Below are 25,484 nucleotides of genomic sequence, written 5' to 3'. Positions count from 1 at the left end.
CCGCCGCCATGACAGCCACCGACGACGCACCCGCCATCTCGCTCACCGACGTCCACAAGGTCTTCCCCGCCTCCGGCGGCCAGTCCGTCGCCGCCCTGGAACGCATCGGACTCGACGTGCGCCCCGGCGCGTTCGTCTCCCTGCTCGGTCCCAGCGGCTGCGGCAAGAGCACCCTGCTGCGCATCATCGCCGACCTCACCGCGCCCACCACGGGCACCGTCACCGTCGGCGGCAGGAGCGCGCGCGAGGCGCGCCTCGCCCGGGACTACGGCCTCGTCTTCCAGCAGGCCGGACTGCTGGACTGGCGCACCGTCAGGCGCAACGTCGAACTCCCGCTCCAGGTGGGCGGCGTGTCCCGGGCGGAGCGCAAGGCGCAGGCCGAGACCATGCTGGACCTCGTCCGCCTCGGCGATGTCGCCGACCGCTTCCCCTGGCAGCTCTCCGGCGGCATGCAGCAGCGCGTCGCCATCGCCCGCGCCCTGGCCTGCCGACCCCAACTGCTGCTGATGGACGAGCCGCTCGGCGCCCTCGACGAGATGACGCGGGAATACCTTCAGGGCGAACTGCTCCGCATCTGGCGGGACACCGGCACCACCGTCGTCTTCGTCACGCACAGCGTCTCCGAAGCCGTCTTCCTGTCCACCGACATCGTCATTATGTCGCCGCGGCCCGGCCGCATCACCCGCCGCATCGAGGTCGGCCTGCCGCAGCCGAGGACCGTCGAGGACCGCACCTCCCCGGCCTACTTCGAAACCGTCACCGAGGTGCGCAAGGCCCTGCACGCCGTCATGGCCGAGGAGCCCGCATGAGCATAGCCCCGCCTGCCCCGCCCGCCCGGCTGCGCGGCGCCCTCGCCGCCGGGGCCCCGGCCCTCGCCGTCGGCGCGGCCGTCGTCCTGCTCTGGCAGCTGCTGGTCACCGCCACCGGCGTGCAGTCGTTCATCCTGCCCTCGCCGACCGACATCTTCGGCGCGCTCCTCGACGAGCTGCCCACCATCCTCCGTGACGCCCGCGTCACCCTGGCCGCGGTCCTCCTCGGCATGGCGCTCGGCGGCGTCTCGGGTCTGCTCGGCGCGCTGCTGCTCACCCGCCTCGGCCGCATATCGGGGCCGCTGCTGACCGTCGCCGTCATCCTCAACTGCGCGCCCGTCGTGGCTCTGGCGCCCATTGCCAACAACTGGCTCGGCGTCACCAGCATCTGGTCCAAGGCGTGCGTCGCCGGACTGATGGTCTTCTTCCCCGTCCTGGTCAACACCACCCGGGGGCTGCGCGACGTCGACACCCTGCACCTGGAGCTGATGTCCGCGCTGGCGGCCCGCCCCCGCCACACCCTGCTGCTGGTGCGGCTGCCCCGTTCCCTGCCGTTCTTCTTCAACGGGCTGCGCCTGGGCGCCGCGGCCTCCGTCATCGGCGTCATCGTCTCCGAATACTTCGGCGGCCCCAGCCAGGCCCTCGGTGTCTACATCGCCAACCAGGCGGCCCTCTCCCGCTTCGCCGAGACCTGGGCCGGCGTCCTGGCCGCCAGCGTCATGGGCCTGGCCCTGTTCGCGGTCGTAGCCGGCTGCGAGAGCCGCCTCGTGCCCTGGCAGCGGCACCGCCACGACGGCGACACCTGACCCCGAACGCAACGGCACCACCAGGAGGAACGACCATGCCACGCTCCGCCCCCCGCCGCGCGCCGGCCCTCGCAGCCGCGTTCGGCGCGCTCCTGATGGCCGGCTGCGTCCCGATGAGCGGCCAGTCCAGCGGCCTGGGCTCCGTCGCGGCCAACAGCGACTGCGAGGAGACGGACAGCGTCCGCGTCGTCCTCCAGTGGGTCGCCCAGGCCCAGTTCGCCGGGTACTACCACGCCCTGGACAGCGGCTTCTACGCCGACCAGTGCCTCGATGTGCAGATCCAGGAGGGCGGCACCAACGTCGTGCCGCAGCAGGTACTGGCCGCGGGCAACGCCGAGTTCGCCGTCAGCCACGTCACCAAGACCATGGCCACCCGCGAACAGGGCGCCGACCTGGTCAACATCGGCCAGGTCTTCCAGCGCGGCGCCTACCTCCAGGTCTCGCGGGCGGAAAGCGGCATTGGAGGACTCGACGACCTCGCGGGCACGCGCCTCGGCAGCTGGGGCAGCGGCAACGAACTCGTCCTGTACGCCGCGCTGCGCGACGCCGGGATCGACCCGGAACACGACCTGGACGTCGTCCAGCAGCCGTTCGACATGTCGCTGCTCCTGAACGGGGAGGTCGACTCCGCGCAGGCCAAGACCTACAACGAGTACGCCCAGCTCCTCGAAACGGAGAACCCGGAGACGGGCGAGCTGTACCGCCCGGAGGATTTCCACGTCATCAACCTCCAGGACGAGGGCTACGCCTCCCTGGAGGACGGTGTCTACGCCCGCGGCGACTGGCTCGATGACCCGGACCACCGGGACGTCGCCACCCGCTTCCTCGCCGCCACCTACCGCGGCTGGATCGCCTGCCGCGACGACTTCGACGCCTGCGCCGACACCGTTCTCGCCCACGGCAGCGCGCTGGGCGAGGGCCACCAGCGCTGGATGCTCAACGAGGTCAACAAGCTGATCTGGCCCGCGGCGAACGGCATCGGCACCCTCGACGCCGAAACCTGGGACCAGACCATCGAGATCGCCGTCGACGCCGGTGTGCTTGAGTCGGAACCGCCCGAGAGCGCATACCGCGGCGATCTCACCCGCGACGCCCTCGCGCTGCTCGGCGAGACCGGCGCCGACACCACCGGCGAGACCTGGGAACCCGAACGGATCACCGTCACCCCGGGCGGCAGGTAGCGGCGCGGGTCGCCGGGCACGGTGCACGCGACCAGAAGAACGACCGAGGCGAGGGACACGGACATGACGGAACAAGGACTGGTACGCCGCACCATCACGGTGCTGCGCGCCGTCGCGGCCCACCCGGGCGGCGTCGGGCTGAGCAGCGTGGCCCGCGCCGCCGGGCTGCCCAAGTCCACGTGCTACCGCGTGCTTTCGGTGCTGGAGCAGGAGAACTGGGTGTCCCTCGACCCCGTCACCCGCCGCTACCAGGTCTCCCTCGGCCTGCTCTCCGTCGTCGGCGGCCTCCTCGACGAGAACGGCAGCTATCCGCGGATGCGCGCCGTCGTCACCGAACTCGCCGCGGAGGCCGAGGAGACGGCCGGGTTCGACGTGCTGCTCCCGCCGCACGTCCAGGTCGTCACCCAGGCCGCGGGCCCCCACCTCATCGGCCAGACCACCCGCGCCGTGCCCCGCACCCAGCCCGTGTGGTGCACCTCCACCGGCAAGGTGCTCCTCGCCGCCCTCGAACCGCAGGCCGTCACCCACACCTACGGACCCGAACTGGAGCGCAGCGCGCCCGGCGGTGCCGCGTTCCTGCCCGGCTTCCTGGCCACGCTCCGGGAGGTGCGGGACGCCGGCTACGCCCACACCGCCGACGAAATAGCGCCCGGCGCGGCCTCGGTCGCGGCGCCGGTCCGCGTCGCGGGCCGCGTGCCGTACGCGGTGTGGGTCGGCGGCCCGACGTTCCGCTTCACCCCCGAACGCCTGCCGGCCCTCATCGCCCGGGTGCGGGCCGCCGCCGACGAGATCGGCCGGCTGCTCAGCGCCACCGACCTGGCGGGTGCCCCGTGACGCCGCCCGCGGGCGGCACCGGGTACCGGGTGGCCTGCGCCCAACTCGACCCCGTACTCGGCGACACCGCGGGCAATATCGCCCGCACCTGCGACGCGATCCGCGCCGCCGCGGACGCGGGCGCGCGCCTTGTGGTGCTGCCCGAGGCCGTGACCAGCGGCTACGTCTTCCGCGACGCGGCCGAGGCCGCCGCGTACGCCGAGCCGCTCGCCGACGGCCCCGCCGTGACCGCCTGGCACCGGCTCGCCGCGCGCCTCGGCCTGTGGATCGCCGGTGGCGTCGTCGAACGGGCCCCGGACGGGCGGGTGTTCAACAGCGCCGTCCTGGTCGGCCCCGCCGGGCGTGCCCTCACCTACCGCAAGGTCCACCTGTGGAACGCGGAACGCGAGCTGTACGCCCCCGGCGACCTCGGCTTTCCCGTCGCCGACACCCCGCTCGGCCGCATCGGGCTGCTGATCTGCTACGACGCGTGGTTCCCGGAGAGCCTGCGCAGCCTGGCCCTGGCCGGGGCCGATCTGGTCTGCGCGGTCAGCGACTGGGTGCCCGTCCCCGACCAGGCGCCGGGGCCCCCGATGGCCAACCTGCTGTGCGTCACCGGCGCGCACAGCAACCAGCTGTACATCGCCGCGGCCAGCCGCACCGGCGTCGAACGCGGACAGCGGTTCATCGGTTCCAGCATCGTCACCGACCACACCGGCCGCCCGCTCGCGGGGCCCGCGCCCCGGGACGCCGAGGCCCTGATCCACGCCCACGTCGACCCCGTCGGCACCCGCGAGGCCCGCCGCACCAACCCGTTCAACCGCCCGCTGCACGACCGCCGCCCCGAGGCGTACCGGACGTGCCCGCCCCCGACCGCCCCACCCACACCGCAAGAAACCTCCGAACCATAGGGAACACCCGCAACACCCGCAACACCCGCAGCACCCGCACGCCCAGCACCGCACAGAAGGAGCCGACCGTGACACTCGCCGTTCGCAAGATCGTGCGTCATGTCGAGGAAACCCGCATGGAGTCCGGCCGCGCGCTGCCCCGCGTCCACCGCGTGGCCATCGTCGCCGCCGTCTTCGACAACCCCTACCCGCCCGGCTACGTCGAGGACCTGGTCACCCTCGCCAACGAGGTCGGCGAAGAACTCGGCACGCTCGTCGGCCCGCCCTGCGTCGACCTGCTCGGCGAGGAGGTCGAGGCGTACGGCAAGGCCGCCCTCGTCGGCATCGACGGCGAGCTGGAACACGGCTCCGCGCTGATCCACAACCTCCGCTTCGGCGACCCGTTCCGCCGGGCCTGCGGCGGCACCGAACTGCTGCCCGCCGGGGAGAAGACCGGCCTGACCGGCGCGCCGCTCGACGTGCCGCTCAAGCACAAGCTCAACGCCAAGACGCGCTCGCACCACCAGACCGTCACCCTCGTCGTGCCCGACGCGCCCCGCCCCCGCGAGATCGTCGTGGCCTGCCTCGCCGCCAACGCGGGCCGCCCGCTGGCCAGGCTCGCCCCCTTCGGCTCCGAGACGGCCGCGGCATGACCGCGCCCGCACGCGAGGACTGGACCGCGGAGCGGATCGCCGCCGCCGACCGGGCCCACGTCATCCACTCCTGGTCCGTCCAGGGCAACGTCCACGCCCGGCCGGTCGCGGGCGGCAGCGGCTCCTGGTTCTGGGACCACGACGGCAGGCGCTACCTCGACTTCCAGTCCCAGCTGGTCAACCTCAACCTCGGCCACCAGCACCCCGGGCTGATCGCCGCCATCAAGGAACAGGCCGACCGGCTGTGCTACATAGGCCCCGGCTTCGCCGAGCAGTCCCGTGCCGAACTCGCCGAGCTGATGGCCGAACTGACCCCGGGCGACCTCGGCATGACGTTCTTCACCACCGGCGGCGCCGCCGCCAACGAGAACGCCGTCCGGCTCGCCCGGCATGTCACCGGCCGCCCCAAGATCGTCGCCCGCTACCGCTCCTACCACGGAGCCACGGCAGGCGCGATCTCCCTCACCGGCGACCCGCGCCGCTGGGCCGCCGAGCCAGGCACGCCCGGTGTGGTCCGCATGTTCGACCCCTACACCTACCGCTGTCCGGCCGGCCACCCCGACCCGTGCCCCGTGTGCACCGGCGGGCCGCACCTGGAGGAGATCCTCCAGTACGAGGGCCCCGCCACCGTCGCCGCCGTCGTCCTGGAGACCGTCACCGGCACCAACGGCCTGATCTATCCCCCGGACGGCTACCTCGCCTCGATCCGCGAGGTGTGCGACCGGCACGGCATCCTGTTGATCCTCGACGAGGTGATGGCCGGATTCGGGCGCACCGGCGCGTGGTTCGCCTGCGACCACTGGGACGTCGCGCCCGACATCCTCACCACCGCCAAGGGCCTCAACTCCGGATACGTGCCGCTCGGCGCCATGACCGTCGGCGGCCGGGTCGCCGACTGGCTCCAGGACCACATGTTCTGGGGCGGACTCACCTACTCCGGCCACCCCCTGGCCTGCGCCACCGGCGTCGCCTCCGTGCGCATCATGCGGGAGGAGCGCCTGGTGGAGAACGCCCGAGAGCGCGGCGAGCAGCTCGGCGCCGGACTCGCCGAGCTGGCCGCCCGCCACCCCAGCCTCGGCGACCACCGCGGGCGCGGCCTGTTCCACGGCATCGAGCTGGTCCGCGACCGCGACACCCGCGAGCCGCTGGTCCCGTTCAACGCCAAGGGCGAGGCCAACCGGCCCATGGCCGAACTGATCTCCGCCGCACTCGAACGCGGCCTGTACCTCAGCTCGTTCTCCTCCGTACTGCGGCTGACCCCGCCGCTCGTCGTCACCGCGGACGAGATCGACCTGGCGCTGTCCGTCCTCGACGAGGTGCTCGGCATCGCCGACACCCACTACGCGGCCTGAACGGGAGGCCCGCCCATGCCCCACCCCGCCACGCGCACCACCCTCGTCCGCGGCGGCACCGTCGTCACCGCGGAGGCCGTCCTCCGCGCGGACGTCCTGATCCGCGACGGCATCGTCGCCGCCGTCGGCGACGGCGCCGACTGGGCGGCCGACGACACCATCGACGCGGGCGGCGCGCTGCTGCTGCCCGGCGGAGTCGACGCCCACACCCATCTCGAATATCCCATCGACGGCTTCACCACCCGCACCGCCGACGACTTCACCTCCGGCACGGTCGCCGCCGCCCACGGCGGCACCACCACCGTCATCGACTTCGTGAAGAAGGAGCCGGACCGCACTCTGTACGAAACGTTCCTCCGGCGGCGCGAGGACGCCCGCGCCCGCTGCGTCGTCGACTTCGGGCTGCACGCCATCGTGCCGCCCCGCGACCAGCAGCCGGAGATCAGGGACGACCTGCTGCGGCTGCTCGACGAGGGCGTCAGCAGCTGGAAGTTCTTCATGGCCTACCCCGGCACGCAGATGGTCGACGACGCCCAGCTGCTGGCGGACATGACGCTGGCCGCCGAACACGGCGCGCTGCCCATGGTCCACGCCGAGAACGGGCATCTCGTCGCCCACGAGACCCGGCGCCTGGTCGACGCGGGCCACGTCGCCGAGCACCACCACCACGCCGCCCACCCGCACGCCGCCGAGGCCGAGGCCGTGCACCGCGCCCTCGTCCTCGCCGAGGCCGCGGGCAGCCCGCTGTTCGTGGTCCACGTCTCCAGCGCGCGCGCCGCGGACGAACTGGCCCGCGCCCGCGCCGCGGGCCGGCCCGCCTGGGGCGAGACCTGCCCGCAGTACCTCGTCGCCGCGTACGAGGACTACGCGGGGCTCGGCGAACGCGCCGCGGGCTGGATCTGCTCCCCGCCGATCCGCGAACGCGCCAACCAGGACGCCCTGTGGACGCACCTCGCGGCCGGCGGCCTGTCCACCGTCGGCACCGACCACGCCGGGTTCTGCCTCGGCCAGCCGCCCGACCTGCCGCCGCAGAAGCTGCGCAAGCCCGGCTGGTTCCCCGGCACGCCGAACGGAGTGCCCGGCGTCGAGGAGCGGCTGGCCCTCCTCTACCACCACGGGGTGGCCGCCGGGCGGCTCTCGCCGAGCCGCTTCGTGGAGATCACCGCCACCCGGCCGGCCAAGCTCTTCGGGCTCCACCCCCGCAAGGGCACCATCGCCGCCGGCGCCGACGCCGACCTCGTCGTCTGGGACCCGGACGCCCACCACGTGCTGTCCGCGGACACCGCCCACTCCCGGCCCGACTACAGCCTCTACGAGGGCATGGAGGTCACCGGCCGGGCCGTGCACGTCCTGTCCCGCGGCGAACTCGTCGTCTCCGACGGCACCCTGCTCGGCCGTCCGGGCCGCGGCCGGTACCTGCACCGCACCACCACCGCAAGGAGCACCTGAATGGACATCCCCCTCGGCATCCACGTCGGGGAGCGGCTCAGCCTCGAACAGACCTACTGGCAGGCCGAGTACGCCGACCGGCACGGCTTCGAATCCGTCTGGGTCGCCGAAGGCCGGCTCGCCCGGGACGGCATCGTGCCCGCCGCGATCATCGCCTCCCGCACCCGCGACATCCGCATCGGCACCGGCGTCGTCAACAACAAGAGCCGGAACGCCGCCCTGATGGCCGTCACGTTCAAGACCCTCGACGAGGTCGCCCCGGGCCGGATCATCCTCGGCATCGGCGCCTGGTGGGAGCCGCTGGCCACCAAGGTCGGCGAGCCCCTGGTGCGCCCGCTGGCCGCCATGCGCGAGTACATCGGCGTGCTCCGTACCTTTTTCCGCAACGAAGTCGTCGAGCACGAGGGCGAGTTCGTGCAGATGCGCGGGGTGCGCTTCGACAGCATGTACCGGGAGAACAAGCCGGTCCCCATGCCTGTCTACCTCGGCGCCGTCGGCCCCAAGATGCTGCGGCTGGCGGGCGAGATCTGCGACGGCGTGCACCTGGACTTCCTGCTGCCGCCCGAATACATGGACATGGCCCGCGCCCGGATCGCCGAGGGCGTCGCCCGCCGGGCCGACGGCGCCGACGGCATCGACATCACGCAGATCGTCGCGTGCAGCGTCGACGACGACGATCCGCAGGAGGCCATCGACGCCTGCAAGGCGTTCCTGACGCTCTACCTCATGCAGCAGCCGCACATCGCCGAGCACTGCGGCGTCGAGCCCGGGCTCGTCGAACGCATCCAGGCCACCGCCCGCTGGCCCGCCACCCCGGGCGACGTCCGCCGCGCCATGGTGCACGTGCCCAACTCGCTGGTGCAGCGCGTCACCGCGTGCGGCACCACCAAGGACGCCTACGAGAAGCTGCTGGCCTACCGCGAAGCGGGCGTGCGCTGCCCCGTCATCTCCACCCTGGGGGACAAGGAACGCACCCTGCGCAGCCTGACCGGAGCGGCGTCGTGAAGGCCGCCGCCGTCCAGCTCACCGCGGGCCCCGACGCCGCGGCCAACCGGCGCCGCGCCCGCGCCCTGCTCACCGAGGCCGCCCGGCGCGGCGCCCGCGTCGTGCTGCTCCCCGAGCTGTACGCCGTCCCGTTCGTCCAGCCCGAGCCCGACCCGGAGTACTTCGCGCACGCCGAACCGCTCGCAGGCCCCTCCAACGCCGTGGCGCGCGAGGTGTCGGCCGAGTACGGCATCACCGTGGTCTCCTCCGTCTTCGAGGCCGCGGACGTGCCGGGCGTCCACCACAACACCGCCTGCACCTTCGTCAACGGCGAACTCGCCGCCGTCTACCGCAAGTCGCACCTGCCGTTCTCCAACGGCTTCCCCGAGAAGTACTACTTCCGGCCGGGCGGCAGCCCTCCGGTGGTGACCCGCACCGAGGACGTCGCCCTGGGCACCATCATCTGCTACGAGCGGCACTTCCCCGAGCTGGGGCGGCTGGTCGCGCTCGGCGGCGCGAGCCTCATGTGCGTTCCGGTGGCCTCCGCGAGCGCCCCGATGCGGGAGGTCTTCCAACTGGAGCTGCGCGCCCAGGCCGTGTTCAACGGCCTGTACGTCGTGTGCGCCAACCGCACGGGACAGGAGGGCGTCAAGCGGTACTTCGGGACCAGCGCGATCTACGGCCCGGACGGCGAGATCCTGGCGGAGGCGGGGCAGGACGGCGAGGAGGTGGTGCTCGCCGAGATCGACCCGGAGCACGCGGCACGCACCCGCCGCACCCGCCCGTTCCTGCGCGACCGCAGGCCGGACCTGTACGACGGGCTCGCGGCGGACGGCGCCTGAACGCCTGAGCGCCTGAGCGCCTGAACGCCTGAACGCCCGCGGACGGTCGGTCGCGGCGCCGCGCGTTCGTCAACGCGTGGCCCGGCGGGTTCACCCCGGTGGGGAAGGCGGGCCGCATGGCGCATCGTTTCTGCCTGGCGTTATCAGGACATGTTCGGCGAGGCCCGCAGCGTGCGCCGGGGGTCGGCGGGCGGGGTCGGTGCGGCGTGTCCCGCCGACGACCGGCCCCTCTCGAACACCTGCGCCTCCATACGAAGCGGGCCGCCAAACCCCCGACGGCAGTTTGTCCGAAAACCCGCGGAGGGCGCTGTCCGTAGTCGCCCGATTGCGCTCTGATAGGTCCCCTGCGGGAGCGCGGGAGACGAGGGGTGGGCGTGAAGAAGAAGGAGACGGGGGCCGAGCGGCCCGCGCACGGTATTTCCGACTCGGAACAGCTGCTGTTCGGCGGCCCCTTGCTGTACGACACGGGGTGGAGCAGCCACGACGGCGCCTTCACCCGGCTCAGCCTGTGGTCGATGGTCGCCACGCTGCCACGGCTGATCCGGACCACCATCCGCCTGGCCGACCAGGCGGACCGGCGCGCGCTGCGCCTGGTCGCCGCGGCCGAGATCGGCCGCGGCGCCGCGCAGGCCGTGGGCCTGGTCGCGGTCAACACCGTGCTGGCCGCGCTGCTCGCCGGTGGCGACCCGGCCGGGCGGCTGCGCGAGGCGCTGCCCGCCCTCGCCGTGGTCGCGGTCACCGCACTGGTCGCCGCCCTGCTGCGTGCCGCCTCCACCTACGGTTCCGGACGCCTGGAGCCGAAGGTGGAGCGCGTCGCGACCGAGCGCTATCTGGTCCGCGCCTCCCGCGTGGAGCTGGCCGCGATCGAGGACGACCAGTTCCACCGGCTGCTGGACACCGCCCAGTACGGGGCCACTTCGGCACGCCGCATGATCGACTACTGCATCGGCGTCGTCAACGCGCTGCTCTCGCTCGTCGCCGCGGCCGGCGTCCTGACCGTGCTGCACCCGGTGCTGCTGCCGCTGCTCGCCCTGATGACGGTGCCCAGCATGTGGAGCACCCTCGTCACCACCCGCCGCCGCTACCGCTCCTTCCGCACGTGGGTGCAGCACGCCCGCGCCGGGCGCGTGCTGAGCAGCGAGCTGACCGCCACGGAGACCGCGGCCGAGATCCGGGTCCACCAGGTCGGCCCGTTCCTGCTGAAGCACTTCCGCAACATGTCGGCCAGCTCAGAGGCCGAGCAGACGCGGCTGGCCCGGCTCGACGCCCGCACCGGTCTCTGGGCCTCGGTCTGGACGGGCCTGGCCGGTGCCGCCACGTACCTGGCGCTCGGCTCCCTGGTGTGGACGGGGGTGATGGCCATGTCCGTGGCCGGGACCGCCGTCCTCGCCATCCGCACCGGGTCCGCCAGCCTCGGCGGAATGGTCCGCTCCATCAACAACCTCTACGACGAGAGCCTGTTCGTCGCCGATCTGGACCTGCTCTGCGCGCGGGCCGCCGACTGGGCCATCCCCACCGGCGGCGCCCCCGTCCCGCTGCGCCCCGGCCGGATCACCTTCGAGAACGTGACGTTCCGCTACCCGGGCACCGAAGGAGAGCCCGCACTCACCGACGTCACCCTCACCGTTCCCGCCGGCCGCATCACCGCCCTGGTCGGCGAGAACGGGTCGGGCAAGAGCACCCTGGTCAAGCTGCTCGCCGGGCTCTACCTCCCGGAGTCCGGCCGCGTCTGCTGGGGCGGTGTGCCGACCACGCTGGCGGACCGGCACCAGGTGTTCGCGCGGATCGCGATGGTCGCGCAGGACTTCAACCGCTGGCGGTTCACCGCGCGCGTCAACATCGCGATCGGCGCGCCCTCCGCCCCCATCGAGGAGGACCGGCTCGCGGACGCGGCCCGCAACGCCGGCGCGGACACGGTCGTCGACTCGCTGCCCAGCGGCTGGGACACCCTCCTGGCGCGCGGCTACCAGGGCGGCCACCAGCTCAGCGGCGGCCAGTGGCAGCGGCTCGGCATCGCCCGTGCCCACTACCGCGACGCGCCCGTCCTGATCGTCGACGAGCCGACGGCCGCCCTCGATGCCAAGGAGGAGCAGCGGGTGTTCGACCAGATCCGCGACCTGGCCGACGCCGGGCAGACCGTCATCCTGATCACCCACCGCATGGCCTCGGTGCGGCACGCCGACCTCGTGCACGTCCTGCACCGCGGCAGGCTCGTCGAGTCCGGCAGTCCGCAGGAGCTGCTGGCGCGCCCCGGCGGGCGCTTCCGGGAGCTGTACGGCATCCAGGCCGCGCAGTTCGGTGGTCTGGACGGTCTTGACCGGCTGGACCGGCTGGGGCACCCCGTCACGGGGCCCTGAGCCGCACTCGCCGCGGCGGCCGGGACCCCTCGCGGCCGGGGCCGTTACCGTGCCGGTCCGGCCCAGTGGACGGTGGTGGCGAGCGGGATGTTCCGGAGCAGAACACAGCGTGAAGAGCACAATCGGATCGTCATGCGGTGGATGGCCCTCAAGCTCCTGCGCCTGGAGCACCCGCACCTGCACCTGATCACCCACGGGGAGGGGAGCGCCCGGGTGCACGCCGAGCAACTGGCGATGCTGGGGGAGCCGGAGGGGACCGTCGTCCGGCGGCTGTCCGCGAAGGACTCCGCGGACGCGCGGGCCGCGGCCTACCGGGCCGACGTGGTGGTCGGAACGGTCGACGACTTCGCGATCGACCTCGGGCGCGAGTCCGTGCAGGGATTCACCCGGGACGCGGCGGTGGTCGTGGACGGGCCCGCCGCCACGGCGCACCGGCTGCTGTCCGCCTACCAGACCGTGCAGACCGTCTGACGGCCCGGGGGAGCGATTCCGGGCACCGCGGGGCCGCCGCCGATATCGGCCCCACTCGACGTCCAACGGCAACGAGCCGGTCAGGCCCGGAAAGTTCGGTTTCCGGGAATGTGCGTCTCCGCGAGTTCCGCCGGCGCGCGGCCCGGTCGGCCGTGCGCCGGCGGAACGGAATGCGTCCCTACCCGGTCGTGCGTGATTCCTGGAAGCCCACGGGAATGAGGAGACGCCCGGCGCATATACGGATATGCGCCGGGCGCGGAACGAAGGGAAAGCCGACGACAGATCGACGCGGCGACGCGCATCGGATCGGCGGCGCGTCGCCGGGTGAACCGTAGAGGAATCCGCATACGGCGAACGCGGCGAAGGCGCGGTCGAAGGGGGTGAGTCGGGTTCATCCGACGGCGCGAGTTGCCCGTGGTCGTCGCGGAATCGTGGTGCGGCAGGAGCACACGAGCCCGGCGTGCGGCGGCCCGTGCGCGGGGGTGGCACGCCGATCCGGCGTGTGCGGCCGGACCGGCGTGGCCTCTTCAGTCCGGCACGGCGCAGAAGCCGAACTCGCGCAGGACCTCCAGGATCATCCTGCGCAGGCAGTCACGGTCGGGAGGCGGCCCCGGGTCGCCCTTGGGGCCGCGGGGCCCCCGCGCGCCCGGCGGGCCCAGGTCGCCCCTGGGGCCTTGGAGTCCGCGCGGTCCCGCCGGACCGTCCTTGCCGTCCCTCCCGTCCTGTCCGGGTGCGCCGTCCTGTCCGTCCCGGCCGTCGACGCCGTCGACGCCGTCCTGTCCGTCCCTGCCGTCGCTGCCGTGTTTGCCGTCCTTGCCGTTGCGCCCCGGCGGGCCCTCGGGGCCCTCGGGGCCCGTTGCACCGTCGGGTCCCTCGGGGCCGCGCGGACCGCAGGGACCGGGGTCGCCCTGAACGCCGCGCGCGCCCTGCGGCCCCCGCTGCCCCTCGGGCCCTGGCGGACCCGCGGGCCCCGGGGCGCCTTCCGGGCCCTCGCAGCCCGGCGGACCGCACGGGCCCGGCAGTCCGGGCGGCCCGCAGGGGCCGTTCGCGCCGGGCGGGCCCTGTAGGCCGCAGGGCCCAGGTGGCCCCGGCGGACCGCAGGGTCCCGGCGGCCCCGGCGGTCCGGGAATGAGGCAGTGGGGCGCTTTGACCGTGATGGGCACGCACTCGGTCTGGTCCCCCGAGTCGAGATGCGCGGTGACCTGAAGCACGGCGTCGGCCAGCGGGGCGTCCGCGCGTACGTCGAAGTCGCCCGACCAGAATCGGTCGTCCACCGCGGTCAGTGGGTACGTCTGCTCTTCTCCGCCGGGACAGGCAGCGCATCGGAATTCCGCGGTCTGCCCCCGGCTGCCGGTCGGCCAGTAAACAAAAACCCTGGTCCTGACTCCGGGATTGAGTGGATCGCCGAAAAAGGCGAGGAGTGAGGTGCGTGAGTCTGTCGGTGTGGCCACGGTGCCTCCCGAATTATGGGCACTCGGAGGGGCGGTGGCGGCGGCCGTCCTTCGCGCTTTTCCGCGGTGCACTCGCGAAACCGGCCGCGCCTGCGCTGGATGCGCCTTTCGGTTATACCCACACTATTGTCGAGTAGGGAATAAAAGCCGAAGATACTCCGGAAGGGTTAATCGTACGGTGGTAGGAGGAATCGCCGTTCGTTGCGGGCGGCGCGGGAATAGCGGCGGGCGCCCGCTCAGGAGCCCGAGTGAAAGCGCCAGTGCAGCGCCCGCACTTCGTCCGCCAGCGCGGGCACCGGGCCCGCCACCCGCGCCCCGGGCACCACCTCGCCGATCGCGAGCGGTGCCACCGGAGGGGCCGGCACTCCGAACTCGCGCAGCCACGTTGTCAGTTGCTCGGACGAGGCGGCGTAGACGATGCGGCCGAGCCCGACCCAGCCGTGGGCCGCGGCGCACATCGGGCAGTGCTCTCCCGAGGTGTACACGGTGGCCGCCGCCCGCTCCGCGGGCGTGAGGTGGGCGGCCGACCAGCGCGCCAGCGCGAATTCCGGGTGTCGCGTGCGGTCCCCCGAGGCCACCCGGTTGTGATCCTCGCCCAGCACGGCTCCGTCCCCGTCGACGAGCACCGAGCCGAACGGCTCGTCCCCGGCCGCGAGCGCCTCGGCCGCAAGCTCCACACAGCGCCGCAAATGGCGCAGATCCGTCTCGTCCACCATGCCCGGCATCCTAGAGCCCCGTCCGGCTGACCCTGTCGGACGGAGCGGGCCGGTCCGGACCACAGCGGCCCGGACCGGCCCGGGGCCGGGGATGGCGAGGTCAGCCGGCCGTGCAGGAGCCGAGTGCCGGGGGCGACCACTCGCCGTTCGCCATGACCGTGAAGCCGAAGCTCGTCGACCCGCCGGCCTGGACGCTGCCGTTGCCGCTTGGCCGCATCGTCATCACGTTGCCGCTGGAATCCCAGGTCGGACTGCCGTTCCAGGTCGCGGAGATCTTCTGCGGGGACCGCACCGTGACGTTCACCGACCAGGTACTGATCGCCGAACTGCCCGCCCGTACCGTGACCCTGCCGTTGAAGCGGTCACCCCACCGGTCGGTCTGCTCGTACGCCACCGTGCAGGCGCCGGGGCCGGGCCCCGGGCCCGGGTCCTCCCCGCCGGAGCCGCCGAGCGCCGTCAGGACCGCGTCGTACGCGGGCTTCTTGTTGTAGTTGCCGTCGAAGAGCAGCGGGGTGCCGCCGCTGCGCCAGGAGTACTTGTCGGTCACGCCCCACACCGTGATGCCGGTGCAGCGGGAGACGGCGAGGCAGGCGTTCACGACGTTGCGGTAGCTGTTGGCCTGCGCGGTGCCGGAGCCCTCGATGTCCAGTTCGGTGATCTGCACGTCGACGCCGAGGTCGGCGAAGCGCTGGAGGTTCTGCTGGAAGTCGGAGGGCACCGGTGACTGGGCGTTGAAGTGCGACTGGAAGCCCACGCAGTCGATCGGCACCCCGCGCTGGGTGAAGTCCCGGACCATGTTGTAGACCGCGTTGCTCTTCGCGTTGATGCCGTCCGTGTTGTAGTCGTTGTAGCAGAGCTTGGCGTTCGGGTCGGCGGCCCTGGCGGTGCGGAACGCCTCCTCGATGAAGCCGTTGCCCAGCCGGTCCTGGAACGGGGAGGACCGCCGGGCGCCGCTGTTGCCGTCCTGGAACGCCTCGTTGACGACGTCCCAGGAGTGGATCTCGCCCCGCCAGTGCTGCATCACCTGCGTGATGTGGTTGTTCATGGCCGAGCGCAGGTCGTTGGTGCCGAGCCCGCTCACCCAGCCGGGCAGCTGGGAGTGCCAGACCAGGGTGTGACCGCGGACGTCCATGCCCCGGCTCTGCGCGTGGTCGACGATGCGGTCGGCGTTGCCGAAGGTGAAGTTGCCGCGGGAGGGTTCGAGGGCGTCCCACTTCATCTCGTTCTCGGGGGTGACGCTGTTGAACTCGCGGTTGAGCGTGCCGGTGTAGTCGGACTCGCCGAGGTGGTTGGCCGCGACCGCGGTGCCGAAGTACCGGCCGCGCTCGGCCGCCGCTTCGCCCAGGGTGCCGGCGGCGTGTGCCGTGCCGGACAGCGCCACGAGCCCGCCCGCGGCCATGACGCCCACCGCACACGCCGCGAGCGCGCGCCGGGCGCGCGCTCGCCAGAGCGGGCGTCTGTATCCGCTGTGTCTGCGCGAGGACTGAATGATCATTGCAACCCCTTTTCCCAGGGACCTGACTGTGCGGACGCACCGCCCGGATGTGATGACCTGCCGCGGCTCTGGGCCCGCGAGGGCCCCGCGATCGGCAACGATCGCTGGGGAGTATGCGCCGCGGCTGAGGGGTCGTCAACGCTTCTTTCCGGTAATTCTCGGATGGTTGCCGCAGTGTCCAGGTGGCCATGCTGCCGTGGTGACCTGCTCAGTTGTGGAACGAACCGGGTGCGCCCCGTGCCGCACACCGCCACTGAGCAGCGGAAAAGCAGTGCGCCTTCCGGTAGTTGGCTCTTTCGGCACCGCGTGGATGCCTGCCGCGCTCCCGTCCGGATTTTTGGCGCGCGCTTCCGAACTGCCCTGACGTGCGAGGAGGCTGATGCCTGGTCCGCTATACGTGCCGAAAACTTCCGGACTTTGCGTGGAAGCTTTTCGGGAAACGGTACCGGGGGCTCGGGTGTTCCCTCGTCCGGCACGCGGCAGGCTTGAAGTTCACGCCGTGAGGGAAGGGCGTTCCAAGGCTGTTGCCAGTCCCAATAAAGCGCATTATCTTCTCTGTGGCCCGCACGACAGGACATCTTGGAAGGCAGCACAAGCATGGCACCACCCTTGGGCGTTCAGCTCTACACGGTCCGTGACGCACTTGCCGCCGACAGGGACGCGACGCTCCGCCGGATCGCCGACATCGGGTTCACCGCCGTGGAGCCCTTCGACCCGACCGCCGACCCCGAGGGCTTCCGGCGCGTCGCCGATGGCCTGGGCCTGCGCGTCATCGCCATCCACGCCGGGCAGTTGGTGAAGGGTGACCCCGAGCCGGTCCTCGACGCCATCGAAACGCTCGGCACCGACCTGGCCATCGTGCCCGCCGGTATCCCCGCCGAGGAGTTCACCACCCGCGACGGCCTGGCACGTACCGCGGCCCTGCTCAACGGCCTCGCCGAGCGGGCCGCGGCCCGCGGCATCCGGCTGGGCTACCACAACCACTGGTGGGAGATCGAGCCGGTCATCGACGGGCGGCACGCGATCGAGCTGCTCGTCGACCAGCTCGCGCCCGGCATCGTGCTGGAGATCGACACCTACTGGGCGGCCGTCGGCGGCGCCGACGTGCCCGCCCTGCTGCGCCGCCTCGGCGACCGGGTGGGGGCGCTGCACATCAAGGACGGACCCATCGACCGGGACGAACCGCACCTGGCGGTCGGCGCGGGCGCCATGCCCGTTCCGGAGCTCCTGGCCGCGGCGCCCGACGCGCTGCGCATCGTCGAACTCGACACCTGCGCCACCGACTTCTTCGACGCACTCGCCGACAGCCGCGGTTACCTGGCCCAGTTGGAGGCGGTATGAGCACCGGCGGCCCCGTCGGTGTCGCGGTCGTCGGCGCGGGCGTCATCAGCGGCGAGTACCTGCGCACCCTCGGCTCCTTCCCCGACGTGCGCGTGCTCGGCGTCGCGGACCTGGACACCGACCGCGCCGCCGCGGCGGCGCGCGAGCACGGCGTGCCCGTGGCGGGCGACCTCGACACGGTGCTCGCCCTGCCCGAGGTGGAGATCGTCGTCAACCTGACCGTTCCGGCCGCCCACGCGGAGGTCGCGACGGCGGCGCTGCGCGCGGGCAAGCACGTCTACGGCGAGAAGCCGCTGGCCACCGTGCCGGCCGCGGGCGAGAAGGTGCTCGCCGAGGCCGCGGAACGCGGTCTGCTCGTCGGGAACGCGCCCGACACGTTCCTCGGCGCCGGCATCCAGTCGGCGGTGCGCGCCGTGCGCGCGGGCACCATCGGCACGCCGGTCGCGGCCTCGACGGCGTTGCTGAGCCTCGGGCCGGAGTCCTGGCACCCGGATCCGGCCTTCTTCTACCAGCCGGGCGCGGGCCCGCTGTTCGACATCGGCCCCTACTACCTCACCGCGCTGGTCGCCCTCTTCGGACCGGTCTCCCGGGTGACGGCGACCGCGGGCAAGGGGCGCGCCCGCAGGACGACCGGATCGGGGCCGAAAGCGGGGGAGACGTTCCCCGTGGACGTGCCCACGCACGTCGGCGCGCTGCTCGACTTCGCCTCCGGGCCCGCCGCGCACAGCGTCTTCAGTTTCGACTCCTCGCTGCGGCGCATCCAGTTCGAGGTCACCGGCAGCGAGGGCACGCTCGCCGTGCCCGATCCGAACACCTTCCGCGGGCCGCTGCGGCTGCTGGCGAACGGCGAGGACGAGTGGCGCGAGCTGCCGGTGGACGGCGCGACGGCCGGTCGCGGCCTCGGCGTGCTGGAGATGGCGCGGGCGCTGCGGTTCGGCGAACCGCACCGCGCGTCCGGCGCCCTGGGCCTGCACGTGCTGAAGGTCATGGCCGCGATCACGGACGCCGCGGAGCACCGTGACGTCCGCGAGCTGGGCGTCCCCGCGCCGGACGGCGTCGCCGTCACCGCGCCCGAGCCGCTGCCGCTCGGCTGGGACCCGTCCGCGCCGCTGCTCGGCGCCGGCTGAGCCCCGCCCGCCGCCCGCCGCCCGCCGCCGGTCAGGCCGCGCCGGGCGGCGGGGCGAGGGCGTCCGCGCCGCGCAGGGTGCAGCTCAGCGTGCTGCGCAGCGGCCCGCCGCCGGTCCGGCCCAGCAGGCGCAGCAGCAGCCGGACGGCCTCACGGCCCAGTTCGTGGCGCGGCACGTCCACGGCGGGCAGGCCGGGCGCGCGCCCGCCGCCGAGGTCCACCACCGCGAAGGCGCCCGAGCCCGCCGCCCCGCGCAGCCCCGCCGCCGTCGCGGGCTCCTCGGCCAGCAGCGCCGTGGCACCGCCCGCCGCTGCCCAGGCCGCGAGGCCGGCGGCGTCCGGGAGGCCGCGGTCCGCCGCGCCGTCCCCCGTTCCGCCGCCGAGGTCCACGACGGGCGCCTCCGCGGCGGTGAGCCCGAGCGCGGCGCGCGCCTGCCGGAACCCGGCGCCCCGCAGGCCGGACACGCGTCCCGGGCGCCCGTGCCGCACCAGGGCGATGCGGCGGTGCCCGCGCGCGGCGAGGGCGCGGACCGCGTCCGCGGTCCCGCCGGCGTGGTCCGCGCCGGCGCAGGAGAGCGCGGGGTCCGCCGCCAAGGCGTCGCCGACCAGGACGAACGGGTACTCCTCCGCGGCGAGCGCGGCGGCCTCCGCGGCGGCCCGCGCCCCGCCCGCTTCGGCCCCGTCCGCTTCGGCCCCGCCTGCTTCCGCTTCGCCCGCTTCGCCCGCTTCGGCCTCGCGGCCGGGCGGCTCCGTGGTGATCAGCACGGAACCGTCCGCGAGCTGGAGGCTGTTGACCCCGTCCGCGTAGACGGAACGGCCGGCGGCGGCATCCTGCGCGGCGGTGAAGAGCAGCAGGTTGTATCCGGCACGCCCGGCCTCCTCCTCGATCCCGGCGAGGAACGCGCGGCCGGGATCGCCGTCCACGGCCGTCATCAGCGGGCGGTAGGCGAACACCCCGATCAGCCGGTTGCTGCCGCGGGCCAGGTTCCTCGCCGCGATGTTCGGCACGTAGCCGAGGTCCCGCACCGACCGCCACACCCGGTCCCTGGTCGCCTGGCTGACCCGGATCGAGCCGTAGTCGCGGCCGTTCACCACGGAGGACACGATGCCGGTGGACACCCCCGCGTGCCGGGCCACGTCGACCTGCGTGATCCGCTTCCTGCCGCCGGTGCCCGCGGTCTGCTTCGCCCTGCCCATATGCGCCCCCTCGTCGTGCTTCCGCGCTCCCCCGCGGGCAGGGTAGCGCATTGCCCAATGCGCTTTATTCGGCGGGCGCACAGTCATCTCCTCACGCCCCTCGCGGACTTGAGGCGCCCTCCCCGAGGACTTGAGGCGCGGCGCGCGGGTACCCGCACCACGAGCGCGTTCCGGTCGGACCGCGCCCCGGTCTGCGCCGTCGTCTCCCCGGAGCGGCGCGGGCCGTCACCGCCCGGCGGTCGCCCCCGCGGCCGCCGGGCTCAACGCGGGGCCTGCGGACGGCGGGTGGGCCTGGCCGCGTACTCCTCCGCGAGCTGCCGGAACGCGCGGGCGGCCGGCGTGAGATGGCCCTTGCGGCCGATCAGCGCGATCCGCAGGTGCGCGGTGGGCTCGATGGGCGCGACGGCCGCGCCGCAGCTGCGCGCCAGCGCCGCCCAGGCCGCGGGCAGCACGGCGATGCCGGTGCCGGAGAGCACCAGGGGCAGCAGCGAGGTGCGGTGGTCGACGACGGTGGCGATCGTCGCCTCGGTGCCCGCCACGATGTCGTCGACGATGCGGCGCATGAGGCTGCCGGGGCGCGAGGCCACGAGCCGGTGCCCCGCCAGATCGCCAGGGGCGACGGGGCGGCCGTCGAGGAACGCGCCGCCCGGCGCCGCCACGACCACGAACGGCTGCTCCTCCATGCGCAGCACGTCGAGGCCGGCGGCGGTGACCGGCCCGTCCGAGCCGAGCAGGCCCAGCTCACAGGCGCCGGTCCGCACCATCCGCACCACGTCGTCCGGGGTGAACGCGGCCCGGGCGCTCACCGTCAGGTCCGGGTGGCGCTCCGCGCACCGGCGGATCAGCGTGGCCAGCGGCTCCACGCCGGGCGAGGGCATGGTGGCGACCTCCACGGTGCCGCGGGCCAGGCCGGAAAGCGCCGCCGCGGTGTCCCGCACCGCCGCCAGATCGCGCAGCACCTGGCGGCTCGGCTCCAGCAGTTCCGCGCCCGCCTCGCTGAGCACCACCCCGCGCCCGACCCGGTGGAAGAGGGGCAGGCCCAGATCGGTCTCCAGGCTCGCGATCGCCTGGGAGAGTGAGGGCTGGGCGATGTGCAGGGCCGCCGCGGCCCGGCTGAACCCGCCATGCTCGACGACCGCGAGGAAGTACTCCAGCTGCCGGGCGTCCATGGCGTCCCTCCACCTCGTCCTGCGTGCGCCTCGTCCTGCGTGCGCCTCGTCCTGCGTGCGGCTCGCCCCGTGCGGCGGCGCGGCCGTGTTCCCTCCCCCTACCTTTACCGCCGGCCGGCTCCGCGGCGATCCGGGCTCCCGGCTGGAGAAGCGGCGTACCCAGCCCCTACCGTTTCCGTCCGTAGCCCTTCACGGAGTCCCGGGACCAACGATCGGCCTTGCATGCATCAGTACATCGGCGGAGCCCTGACCACGGGCACCGCGGGGGAGACCGCCGTCGTCGTCGACCCCTCGACCGGCGAGGTCCTTCGAACGGCCGAGGCCGCGGGGCCCGCCGACGTGGACCGGGCGGTGGCCGCGGCGGCCGGTGCGTTCCCCGCCTGGGCGGACACCGCCCCGGATGCCAGGGCCGCGGCACTGGCCCGGGCCGCCGCCCTGCTGGAGGACCGCGCCGAGGAGTTCGCGCGGGCGGAGACCCGCCAGACGGGCAAGCCGATCGGGCTCAGCCGCCGGTGGGACGTTCCGGCCGCCCTGGGCGCCGCCGCGCTGAGCGCCGCCGCCGCCCGGCAGGCGGCCGGCGGCGCGGGCGGAACCGTCAGGCGCGAGCCGGTCGGCGTGGTGGCGTGCCTGACGCCGCGCAGCCACCCGCTGCGGACGGCCGCGGCCGTGGTCCTGCCCGCCGTCGCCGCGGGCAACGCGGTGGTCGTCAAACCCCCGGCCGCGGCGCCGCTGACCGCCCTGCTGCTGGCGCGGCTGCTGACGGAGGCCGGGCTGCCCGACGGGGTGGTCAACGTCGTCACCGGCAGCGGGCGCGTCGCGGGCGCGTCCCTGGTGCGGCATCCCGAGGTGGCCGCGGTGGCGTTCACCGGCTCCCGCGCGGCCGCGCGGGAGGTGGCGGCGGGCGCCGCGGGCGGGCTGCCGCACCTCCGCCTCGAACCGGGCGGCGCGGCGCCCTTCGTCGTGCACGAGGACGCCGACCTCGCCGCCGCGGTGCCAGGCGCGGTGGCCGCCGGGCTGCTCAACAGCGGGCAGGACGGCTCGGCTGCCACCCGCGCCCTGGTGCACCGCTCGCTGCTGGCGGACTTCGTCGCCGGTGTCGCCGAACGGTTTGCCGCCGTACGCATCGGGCCGCCGGGGGACGAGGCCACCGAGCTGGGTCCGCTCGCGTCCTTCAGCCGCCGGCACCGGGTCGCCGCGCTGGTCGAACGGGCCCGCCGCCACGCCCGGATCGTCACCGGCGGCTCCGCGCCGGGCGGCGGCCTCGCCGCCGGCGCCTACTACCGGCCCACGCTGGTGACCGGCGCCGCCGCGGACAGCGAGATCGCCCGCGCCGCGGTGCCGGGCCCCGTGCTGGCCGTGCTGCCCTTCGACGCCGAGGAGGAGGCGGTCCTGCTGGCCAACGACGTGCCCGCGGGGCCCGCCGCCTCGGTGTGGACCCGCGACCTGGGCCGGGCGCGCCGCGCCGTGCGCGGAATCAGGGCGGGCTGTGTCGGCGTCAACGAGCACCCGCGGGACGGCGGCGCCGCCCAGGCCGGATTAGAGGCGTACACGCAGGTCAAGCACGTGGTGTACGGCGAGGATTGAGGGGGCGGGCGCGGCCGGGCTCCCGCGCCCGCTGCGCCGCTCCCGCCCCCTGGCGGCCCCGGTGGCTAGCCGACGCCGACCAGCTCCACCATCAGCGGCAGGCCCAGGATGATCACTACGGCACCCAGGATGTCGAATCCGAAACCGGACCTGATCATCGTGGTGATCGGCACCACACCCGAGCCGTAGGCGATGGCGTTCTGCGGGGTCGACACCGGCAGCATGAAGCCGAACGAGGCCGCGAACGTCGCCGCGAGCGCCGGGACGAACGGATCGACGTCCGCCGCCACCGCGATGGGCAGAATGATCGGCACCACCACCGCCGCGGATGCCGTATTGCTCGTGGTCTCCGACACCAGGATGGCCAGCACCACCGCGAAGGCCGTGATCGCGAAGACGCTGGACAGGCCCAGCCAGTCGTTCGCCTCGGTGCCGATCGTCTCCGCGAGACCGGTCGATGCCAGCAGCGAGCCGAAGATGATGCCGGTGCCGAACAGCAGGATCGTGCCCCAGTCGATGCGGGCCGCGTCCGACCAGTTCAGCGTGGCCTCCCGGCGCCCCCAGTGCGTCGGCAGCAGGAACAGCAGCGCGGCCCCGAGCACCGCCACGATGCCCTCGTCCAGACGGCCGCTGATCGTCTCGTACACCGAGGAGTCGGTGCCCGCGACCAGCGCGATCACGCCGGGCGTGATCCACAGCACCACGGTGATCCCGAACGCGATCAGCGTGTTCCACTCAGCCCGCGACAGCGGGCCCAGCTCGCTGCGCTGCTGCGCGACGTACTCCTCGACCCCGTCGATGCGCCGGATCTCCGGCTTGTTCAGCAGCAGCAGGACGACGGCGAGTACGACGAACATCAGCGCACAGATCGGCAGCGCCATGCCCATCCACTGGGCGAACGAGATCCGTTCGCCCGTCGTCTCCTCGATCAGGCCCCGGCCGATCAGGTTCGGCGGCGAGCCGACCGGCGTGAGCAGACCGCCCACGGACGCGCCGTACGCCAGCATCAGCACCAGCGCCGCGCCGACCCGCAGCCGCGTCGGGTCGAAGTCCTCCGCCACGAGGCCGCGGTCCTGGAGCAGTTTGGCGATGACCGTCAGGATGCCGAGCGCCGTCGGCAGCAGCATCGCCACGGTCGCGGTGTTGGACACGAACGCGGACAGCACACAGGTGATCGCGCCGAAGGCGGTGATCACGCCGAACGTCGACCGGCCCACCCCGGGAAGTGCCAGAATCCGGAACGCGAAGCGACGGGCGAGACCGTGTTTGAGCATCGCCTGCGCGAGGATGAACGCGCCGATGAACGTAAAGATCGTCGTGGAGCCGAAGGGCGCCAGCGCATCGTCCGCGGGCACCACCCCGAACAGCACGATGGCGCCCACGCCGATCAGCCCGCCCACCGGGATCGGCACCGGTTCGGTCACCCACAGCACCACGACGCCGAGCAGGATGCCCGCGAGCGTCTGCTGACTCGGCGCCATGTCGAGCGGCAGCGCGAGGAAGATCGCCGCCACCAGCGGCGCGAGCCACAGTCCCGAGGTTCTGCGGGCCCGTTCGAATTTTTCTTCGGCGGGTGTGAGCCGCTGCTCTCCGAGACTGCGGTACGTCGCGTGCCCAAGCAGCGCCTTCTCCACGTCGGTCCTGGCTGACACGATCCACCTCCCAGGTCACGAGCGTCCGCCACACCGCGGACGCCTCGGTAAAACCTGTCCCCTCCACGCCCCCCGCGTACAGGGGTCGCGCAAGAGAAGTTGTGTGTGGGACGCGTGTGCCACCGCGAAGACGCCCTGTTCCGGGGCTGTTCCCTGGCGAAACGAGGCGGGGCCGGCCTTCCCTGTTTGCGCCAGGGACGGCCGGGCATGCGACCTGTGTGCTTCGGACTGCAGGCACGCCCGCGGGAGCGGCTTTCGCCGCACCACGCGTGCGGCCTGTGGTCCGTTCGCTCCCGCGGTGACCAGAAGTCCACCGGAGAGGGAGCGATACCGATGCCCGCCACACACGTCCCCACCAGGTCCCGCCGCCGGCACTCGCACCACGACGCCCCCGACACCGCCGCCGCTTTCCGTAGGCTCGCCACCATGGAGTGCGGCCCGGAGCGCGACGGCCTGCGGAACGAGATCGTCCGCGCCTGGATGCCGATGGCGGCCCGCCTCGCGCGGCAGTACCGCAACCGCGGGGAAAACCTGGAGGACCTGGAGCAGGTCGCCCGCCTCGGCCTGGTCAAGGCCGTGCGGCGCTACGACCCGGACCTGGGCACCGCCTTCGAGAGCTACGCGGTGCCCACCATCGTCGGCGAGATCAAGCGGCACTTCCGCGACCACCTGTGGAGCATGCACGTGCCGCGCCGCGTGCAGGAGTTGCGCAACCGGGTGCGGGTCGCGAGCCAGGAGCTGACCCACACCCTTGACGGCCGCCGCCCCGACGCCGCGGAGATCGCCCGGCACGCCAACATGACGAAGGACGAGGCCAAGGCCGGTCTCGAAGCGCTCAACAGCTTTGCGGTCCTGTCCCTGGACGCCGAGCTGTCCGGTGCCCCCGAGGGCGGCTACGCGCTGATCGACACCCTCGGCCGCATCGAGCCCGGCTACGACCGCGTCGTGGACCGCGAGTCGCTGCGCGGGCGGCTGCGGGCCCTGCCCGAGCGCGAGCGGCAGATCCTCTACCTGCGGTTCTTCCGCGGCATGACGCAGAGCCGCATCGCCGAGCACATCGGCGTGTCGCAGATGCACGTCTCCCGGCTGCTGAACCGCACCTGCACGCGCCTGCGTGAAGAGGTGGAGGCAGGCAGTGCAGGATGAC

22 protein-coding genes are annotated in these 25,484 nt (G+C 73.5%); 16 read left to right on the top strand and 6 right to left on the bottom strand.

Features of this window, described 5'->3' with window-relative positions; translation table 11 throughout:
- The first annotated feature begins 8 nt into the window (after positions 1-8).
- The 12 genes from STBA_RS04660 to STBA_RS04605 all read left to right on the top strand — a co-directional run bounded on the left by STBA_RS04660 (position 9) and on the right by STBA_RS04605 (position 12,607).
- Entirely contained in the window at positions 9-809 is an 801-nt protein-coding gene (locus STBA_RS04660; protein ID WP_077063108.1) for an ABC transporter ATP-binding protein, read from the top strand.
- Positions 806-1,615: an ABC transporter permease subunit gene (locus STBA_RS04655; RefSeq protein WP_077058007.1), complete on the top strand. Its 810-nt coding sequence runs from the start codon at positions 806-808 to the stop codon at positions 1,613-1,615. Before STBA_RS04660 ends, STBA_RS04655 begins: the two co-directional genes overlap by 4 nt.
- A gap of 35 nt (positions 1,616-1,650) precedes the next feature.
- Entirely contained in the window at positions 1,651-2,796 is a 1,146-nt protein-coding gene (locus tag STBA_RS04650) for an ABC transporter substrate-binding protein (RefSeq protein ID WP_077058006.1), read from the top strand.
- A gap of 63 nt (positions 2,797-2,859) precedes the next feature.
- On the top strand, positions 2,860-3,630 hold the full coding sequence (locus STBA_RS04645) for an IclR family transcriptional regulator (protein WP_077058005.1): 771 nt from the start codon (positions 2,860-2,862) through the stop codon (positions 3,628-3,630).
- Positions 3,627-4,520 carry a nitrilase-related carbon-nitrogen hydrolase gene (locus STBA_RS04640; RefSeq protein ID WP_077058004.1) on the top strand — a complete coding sequence of 298 codons (894 nt, stop codon included), beginning with the start codon at positions 3,627-3,629 and terminating at the stop codon, positions 4,518-4,520. The genes STBA_RS04645 and STBA_RS04640 overlap by 4 nt, the downstream gene beginning before the upstream one ends.
- Positions 4,521-4,588: 68 nt before the next feature.
- On the top strand, positions 4,589-5,152 hold the full coding sequence (locus STBA_RS04635) for an amino acid synthesis family protein (protein ID WP_077058003.1): 564 nt from the start codon (positions 4,589-4,591) through the stop codon (positions 5,150-5,152).
- Entirely contained in the window at positions 5,149-6,504 is a 1,356-nt protein-coding gene (locus STBA_RS04630) for an aminotransferase class III-fold pyridoxal phosphate-dependent enzyme (RefSeq protein ID WP_077058002.1), read from the top strand. Before STBA_RS04635 ends, STBA_RS04630 begins: the two co-directional genes overlap by 4 nt.
- 15 nt (positions 6,505-6,519) lie before the next feature.
- A complete protein-coding gene (gene hydA, locus STBA_RS04625) occupies positions 6,520-7,953 on the top strand; it encodes a dihydropyrimidinase (RefSeq protein ID WP_077058001.1) in 1,434 nt (477 codons plus the stop codon).
- A complete protein-coding gene (locus tag STBA_RS04620; RefSeq protein ID WP_077058000.1) occupies positions 7,954-8,958 on the top strand; it encodes an LLM class flavin-dependent oxidoreductase in 1,005 nt (334 codons plus the stop codon).
- Positions 8,955-9,779 carry a nitrilase-related carbon-nitrogen hydrolase gene (locus STBA_RS04615; RefSeq protein ID WP_077057999.1) on the top strand — a complete coding sequence of 275 codons (825 nt, stop codon included), beginning with the start codon at positions 8,955-8,957 and terminating at the stop codon, positions 9,777-9,779. The genes STBA_RS04620 and STBA_RS04615 overlap by 4 nt, the downstream gene beginning before the upstream one ends.
- Positions 9,780-10,153: 374 nt before the next feature.
- The gene (locus STBA_RS04610; protein WP_253194528.1) at positions 10,154-12,136 is read left to right on the top strand and encodes an ABC transporter ATP-binding protein; all 1,983 of its coding nucleotides are present in this window, start codon (positions 10,154-10,156) and stop codon (positions 12,134-12,136) included.
- A gap of 141 nt (positions 12,137-12,277) precedes the next feature.
- A complete protein-coding gene (locus STBA_RS04605; protein ID WP_143659424.1) occupies positions 12,278-12,607 on the top strand; it encodes a hypothetical protein in 330 nt (109 codons plus the stop codon).
- Positions 12,608-13,134: 527 nt separating this feature from the next.
- Here STBA_RS04605 and STBA_RS04600 read toward each other — a convergent pair.
- From STBA_RS04600 to STBA_RS04590, 3 genes are all read right to left on the bottom strand, one after another.
- Positions 13,135-13,881 carry a hypothetical protein gene (locus STBA_RS04600; protein WP_077057997.1) on the bottom strand — a complete coding sequence of 249 codons (747 nt, stop codon included), beginning with the start codon at positions 13,879-13,881 and terminating at the stop codon, positions 13,135-13,137.
- Between the two features lie 413 nt (positions 13,882-14,294).
- Complete coding sequence (locus STBA_RS04595; protein WP_077057996.1) at positions 14,295-14,774, bottom strand: nucleoside deaminase; 480 nt, start codon at positions 14,772-14,774, stop codon at positions 14,295-14,297.
- A gap of 100 nt (positions 14,775-14,874) precedes the next feature.
- Entirely contained in the window at positions 14,875-16,173 is a 1,299-nt protein-coding gene (locus STBA_RS04590) for an endo-1,4-beta-xylanase (protein ID WP_077057995.1), read from the bottom strand.
- 693 nt (positions 16,174-16,866) lie between these two features.
- Between STBA_RS04590 and STBA_RS04585 the strand changes: the two genes are divergently transcribed.
- Both STBA_RS04585 and STBA_RS04580 read left to right on the top strand, forming a co-directional pair.
- Entirely contained in the window at positions 16,867-17,610 is a 744-nt protein-coding gene (locus tag STBA_RS04585) for a sugar phosphate isomerase/epimerase (protein ID WP_077057994.1), read from the top strand.
- Positions 17,607-18,737, top strand: a complete 1,131-nt coding sequence (locus tag STBA_RS04580; RefSeq protein ID WP_077057993.1) for a Gfo/Idh/MocA family oxidoreductase — start codon at positions 17,607-17,609, stop codon at positions 18,735-18,737. Before STBA_RS04585 ends, STBA_RS04580 begins: the two co-directional genes overlap by 4 nt.
- 31 nt (positions 18,738-18,768) lie before the next feature.
- Here STBA_RS04580 and STBA_RS04575 read toward each other — a convergent pair whose 3' ends face one another.
- Positions 18,769-19,932 carry a LacI family DNA-binding transcriptional regulator gene (locus STBA_RS04575; RefSeq protein ID WP_077057992.1) on the bottom strand — a complete coding sequence of 388 codons (1,164 nt, stop codon included), beginning with the start codon at positions 19,930-19,932 and terminating at the stop codon, positions 18,769-18,771.
- Between the two features lie 260 nt (positions 19,933-20,192).
- A complete protein-coding gene (locus STBA_RS04570; RefSeq protein WP_077057991.1) occupies positions 20,193-21,101 on the bottom strand; it encodes a LysR family transcriptional regulator in 909 nt (302 codons plus the stop codon).
- Positions 21,102-21,323: 222 nt separating this feature from the next.
- On the opposite strand from STBA_RS04570, the gene STBA_RS04565 reads away from it, so the two are divergent.
- Positions 21,324-22,685 (top strand): aldehyde dehydrogenase family protein, encoded by a 1,362-nt coding sequence (locus STBA_RS04565; RefSeq protein WP_077057990.1) that lies wholly within the window; start codon positions 21,324-21,326, stop codon positions 22,683-22,685.
- 65 nt (positions 22,686-22,750) lie between these two features.
- Here the strand turns inward: STBA_RS04565 and STBA_RS04560 are convergent, their stop codons facing one another.
- Positions 22,751-24,337, bottom strand: a complete 1,587-nt coding sequence (locus STBA_RS04560; protein WP_253194526.1) for a DASS family sodium-coupled anion symporter — start codon at positions 24,335-24,337, stop codon at positions 22,751-22,753.
- Between the two features lie 333 nt (positions 24,338-24,670).
- On the opposite strand from STBA_RS04560, the gene STBA_RS04555 reads away from it, so the two are divergent.
- Positions 24,671-25,483 (top strand): SigB/SigF/SigG family RNA polymerase sigma factor, encoded by an 813-nt coding sequence (locus STBA_RS04555; RefSeq protein WP_077057988.1) that lies wholly within the window; start codon positions 24,671-24,673, stop codon positions 25,481-25,483.
- Position 25,484 lies beyond the last annotated feature (1 nt).

Origin of the sequence: Streptomyces sp. MP131-18, assembly GCF_001984575.1 — a bacterium.
Lineage (GTDB): Bacteria > Actinomycetota > Actinomycetes > Streptomycetales > Streptomycetaceae > Streptomyces > Streptomyces johnsoniae.
The sequence above is the reverse complement of the archived record's forward strand: the minus strand, read 5'-3'. Positions and strand labels throughout refer to the sequence as shown.

Excerpts from the sequence above, each read along its gene's own strand:
- STBA_RS04660 (WP_077063108.1), top strand. The coding sequence starts at position 9 with ATGACAGCCACCGACGACGCACCCGCCATCTCGCTCACCGACGTCCAC.
- STBA_RS04605 (WP_143659424.1), top strand. The coding sequence starts at position 12,278 with ATGGCCCTCAAGCTCCTGCGCCTGGAGCACCCGCACCTGCACCTGATC.
- STBA_RS04585 (WP_077057994.1), top strand. The coding sequence starts at position 16,867 with ATGGCACCACCCTTGGGCGTTCAGCTCTACACGGTCCGTGACGCACTT.
- STBA_RS04580 (WP_077057993.1), top strand. The coding sequence starts at position 17,607 with ATGAGCACCGGCGGCCCCGTCGGTGTCGCGGTCGTCGGCGCGGGCGTC.
- STBA_RS04570 (WP_077057991.1), bottom strand. The coding sequence starts at position 21,101 with ATGGACGCCCGGCAGCTGGAGTACTTCCTCGCGGTCGTCGAGCATGGC.
- STBA_RS04575 (WP_077057992.1), bottom strand. The coding sequence starts at position 19,932 with ATGGGCAGGGCGAAGCAGACCGCGGGCACCGGCGGCAGGAAGCGGATC.
- STBA_RS04590 (WP_077057995.1), bottom strand. The coding sequence starts at position 16,173 with ATGGCCGCGGGCGGGCTCGTGGCGCTGTCCGGCACGGCACACGCCGCC.
- STBA_RS04620 (WP_077058000.1), top strand. The coding sequence starts at position 7,954 with ATGGACATCCCCCTCGGCATCCACGTCGGGGAGCGGCTCAGCCTCGAA.
- STBA_RS04645 (WP_077058005.1), top strand. The coding sequence starts at position 2,860 with ATGACGGAACAAGGACTGGTACGCCGCACCATCACGGTGCTGCGCGCC.
- STBA_RS04555 (WP_077057988.1), top strand. The coding sequence starts at position 24,671 with ATGCCCGCCACACACGTCCCCACCAGGTCCCGCCGCCGGCACTCGCAC.
- STBA_RS04650 (WP_077058006.1), top strand. The coding sequence starts at position 1,651 with ATGCCACGCTCCGCCCCCCGCCGCGCGCCGGCCCTCGCAGCCGCGTTC.
- STBA_RS04630 (WP_077058002.1), top strand. The coding sequence starts at position 5,149 with ATGACCGCGCCCGCACGCGAGGACTGGACCGCGGAGCGGATCGCCGCC.
- STBA_RS04565 (WP_077057990.1), top strand. The coding sequence starts at position 21,324 with ATGCATCAGTACATCGGCGGAGCCCTGACCACGGGCACCGCGGGGGAG.
- STBA_RS04595 (WP_077057996.1), bottom strand. The coding sequence starts at position 14,774 with ATGGTGGACGAGACGGATCTGCGCCATTTGCGGCGCTGTGTGGAGCTT.
- hydA (WP_077058001.1), top strand. The coding sequence starts at position 6,520 with ATGCCCCACCCCGCCACGCGCACCACCCTCGTCCGCGGCGGCACCGTC.
- STBA_RS04655 (WP_077058007.1), top strand. The coding sequence starts at position 806 with ATGAGCATAGCCCCGCCTGCCCCGCCCGCCCGGCTGCGCGGCGCCCTC.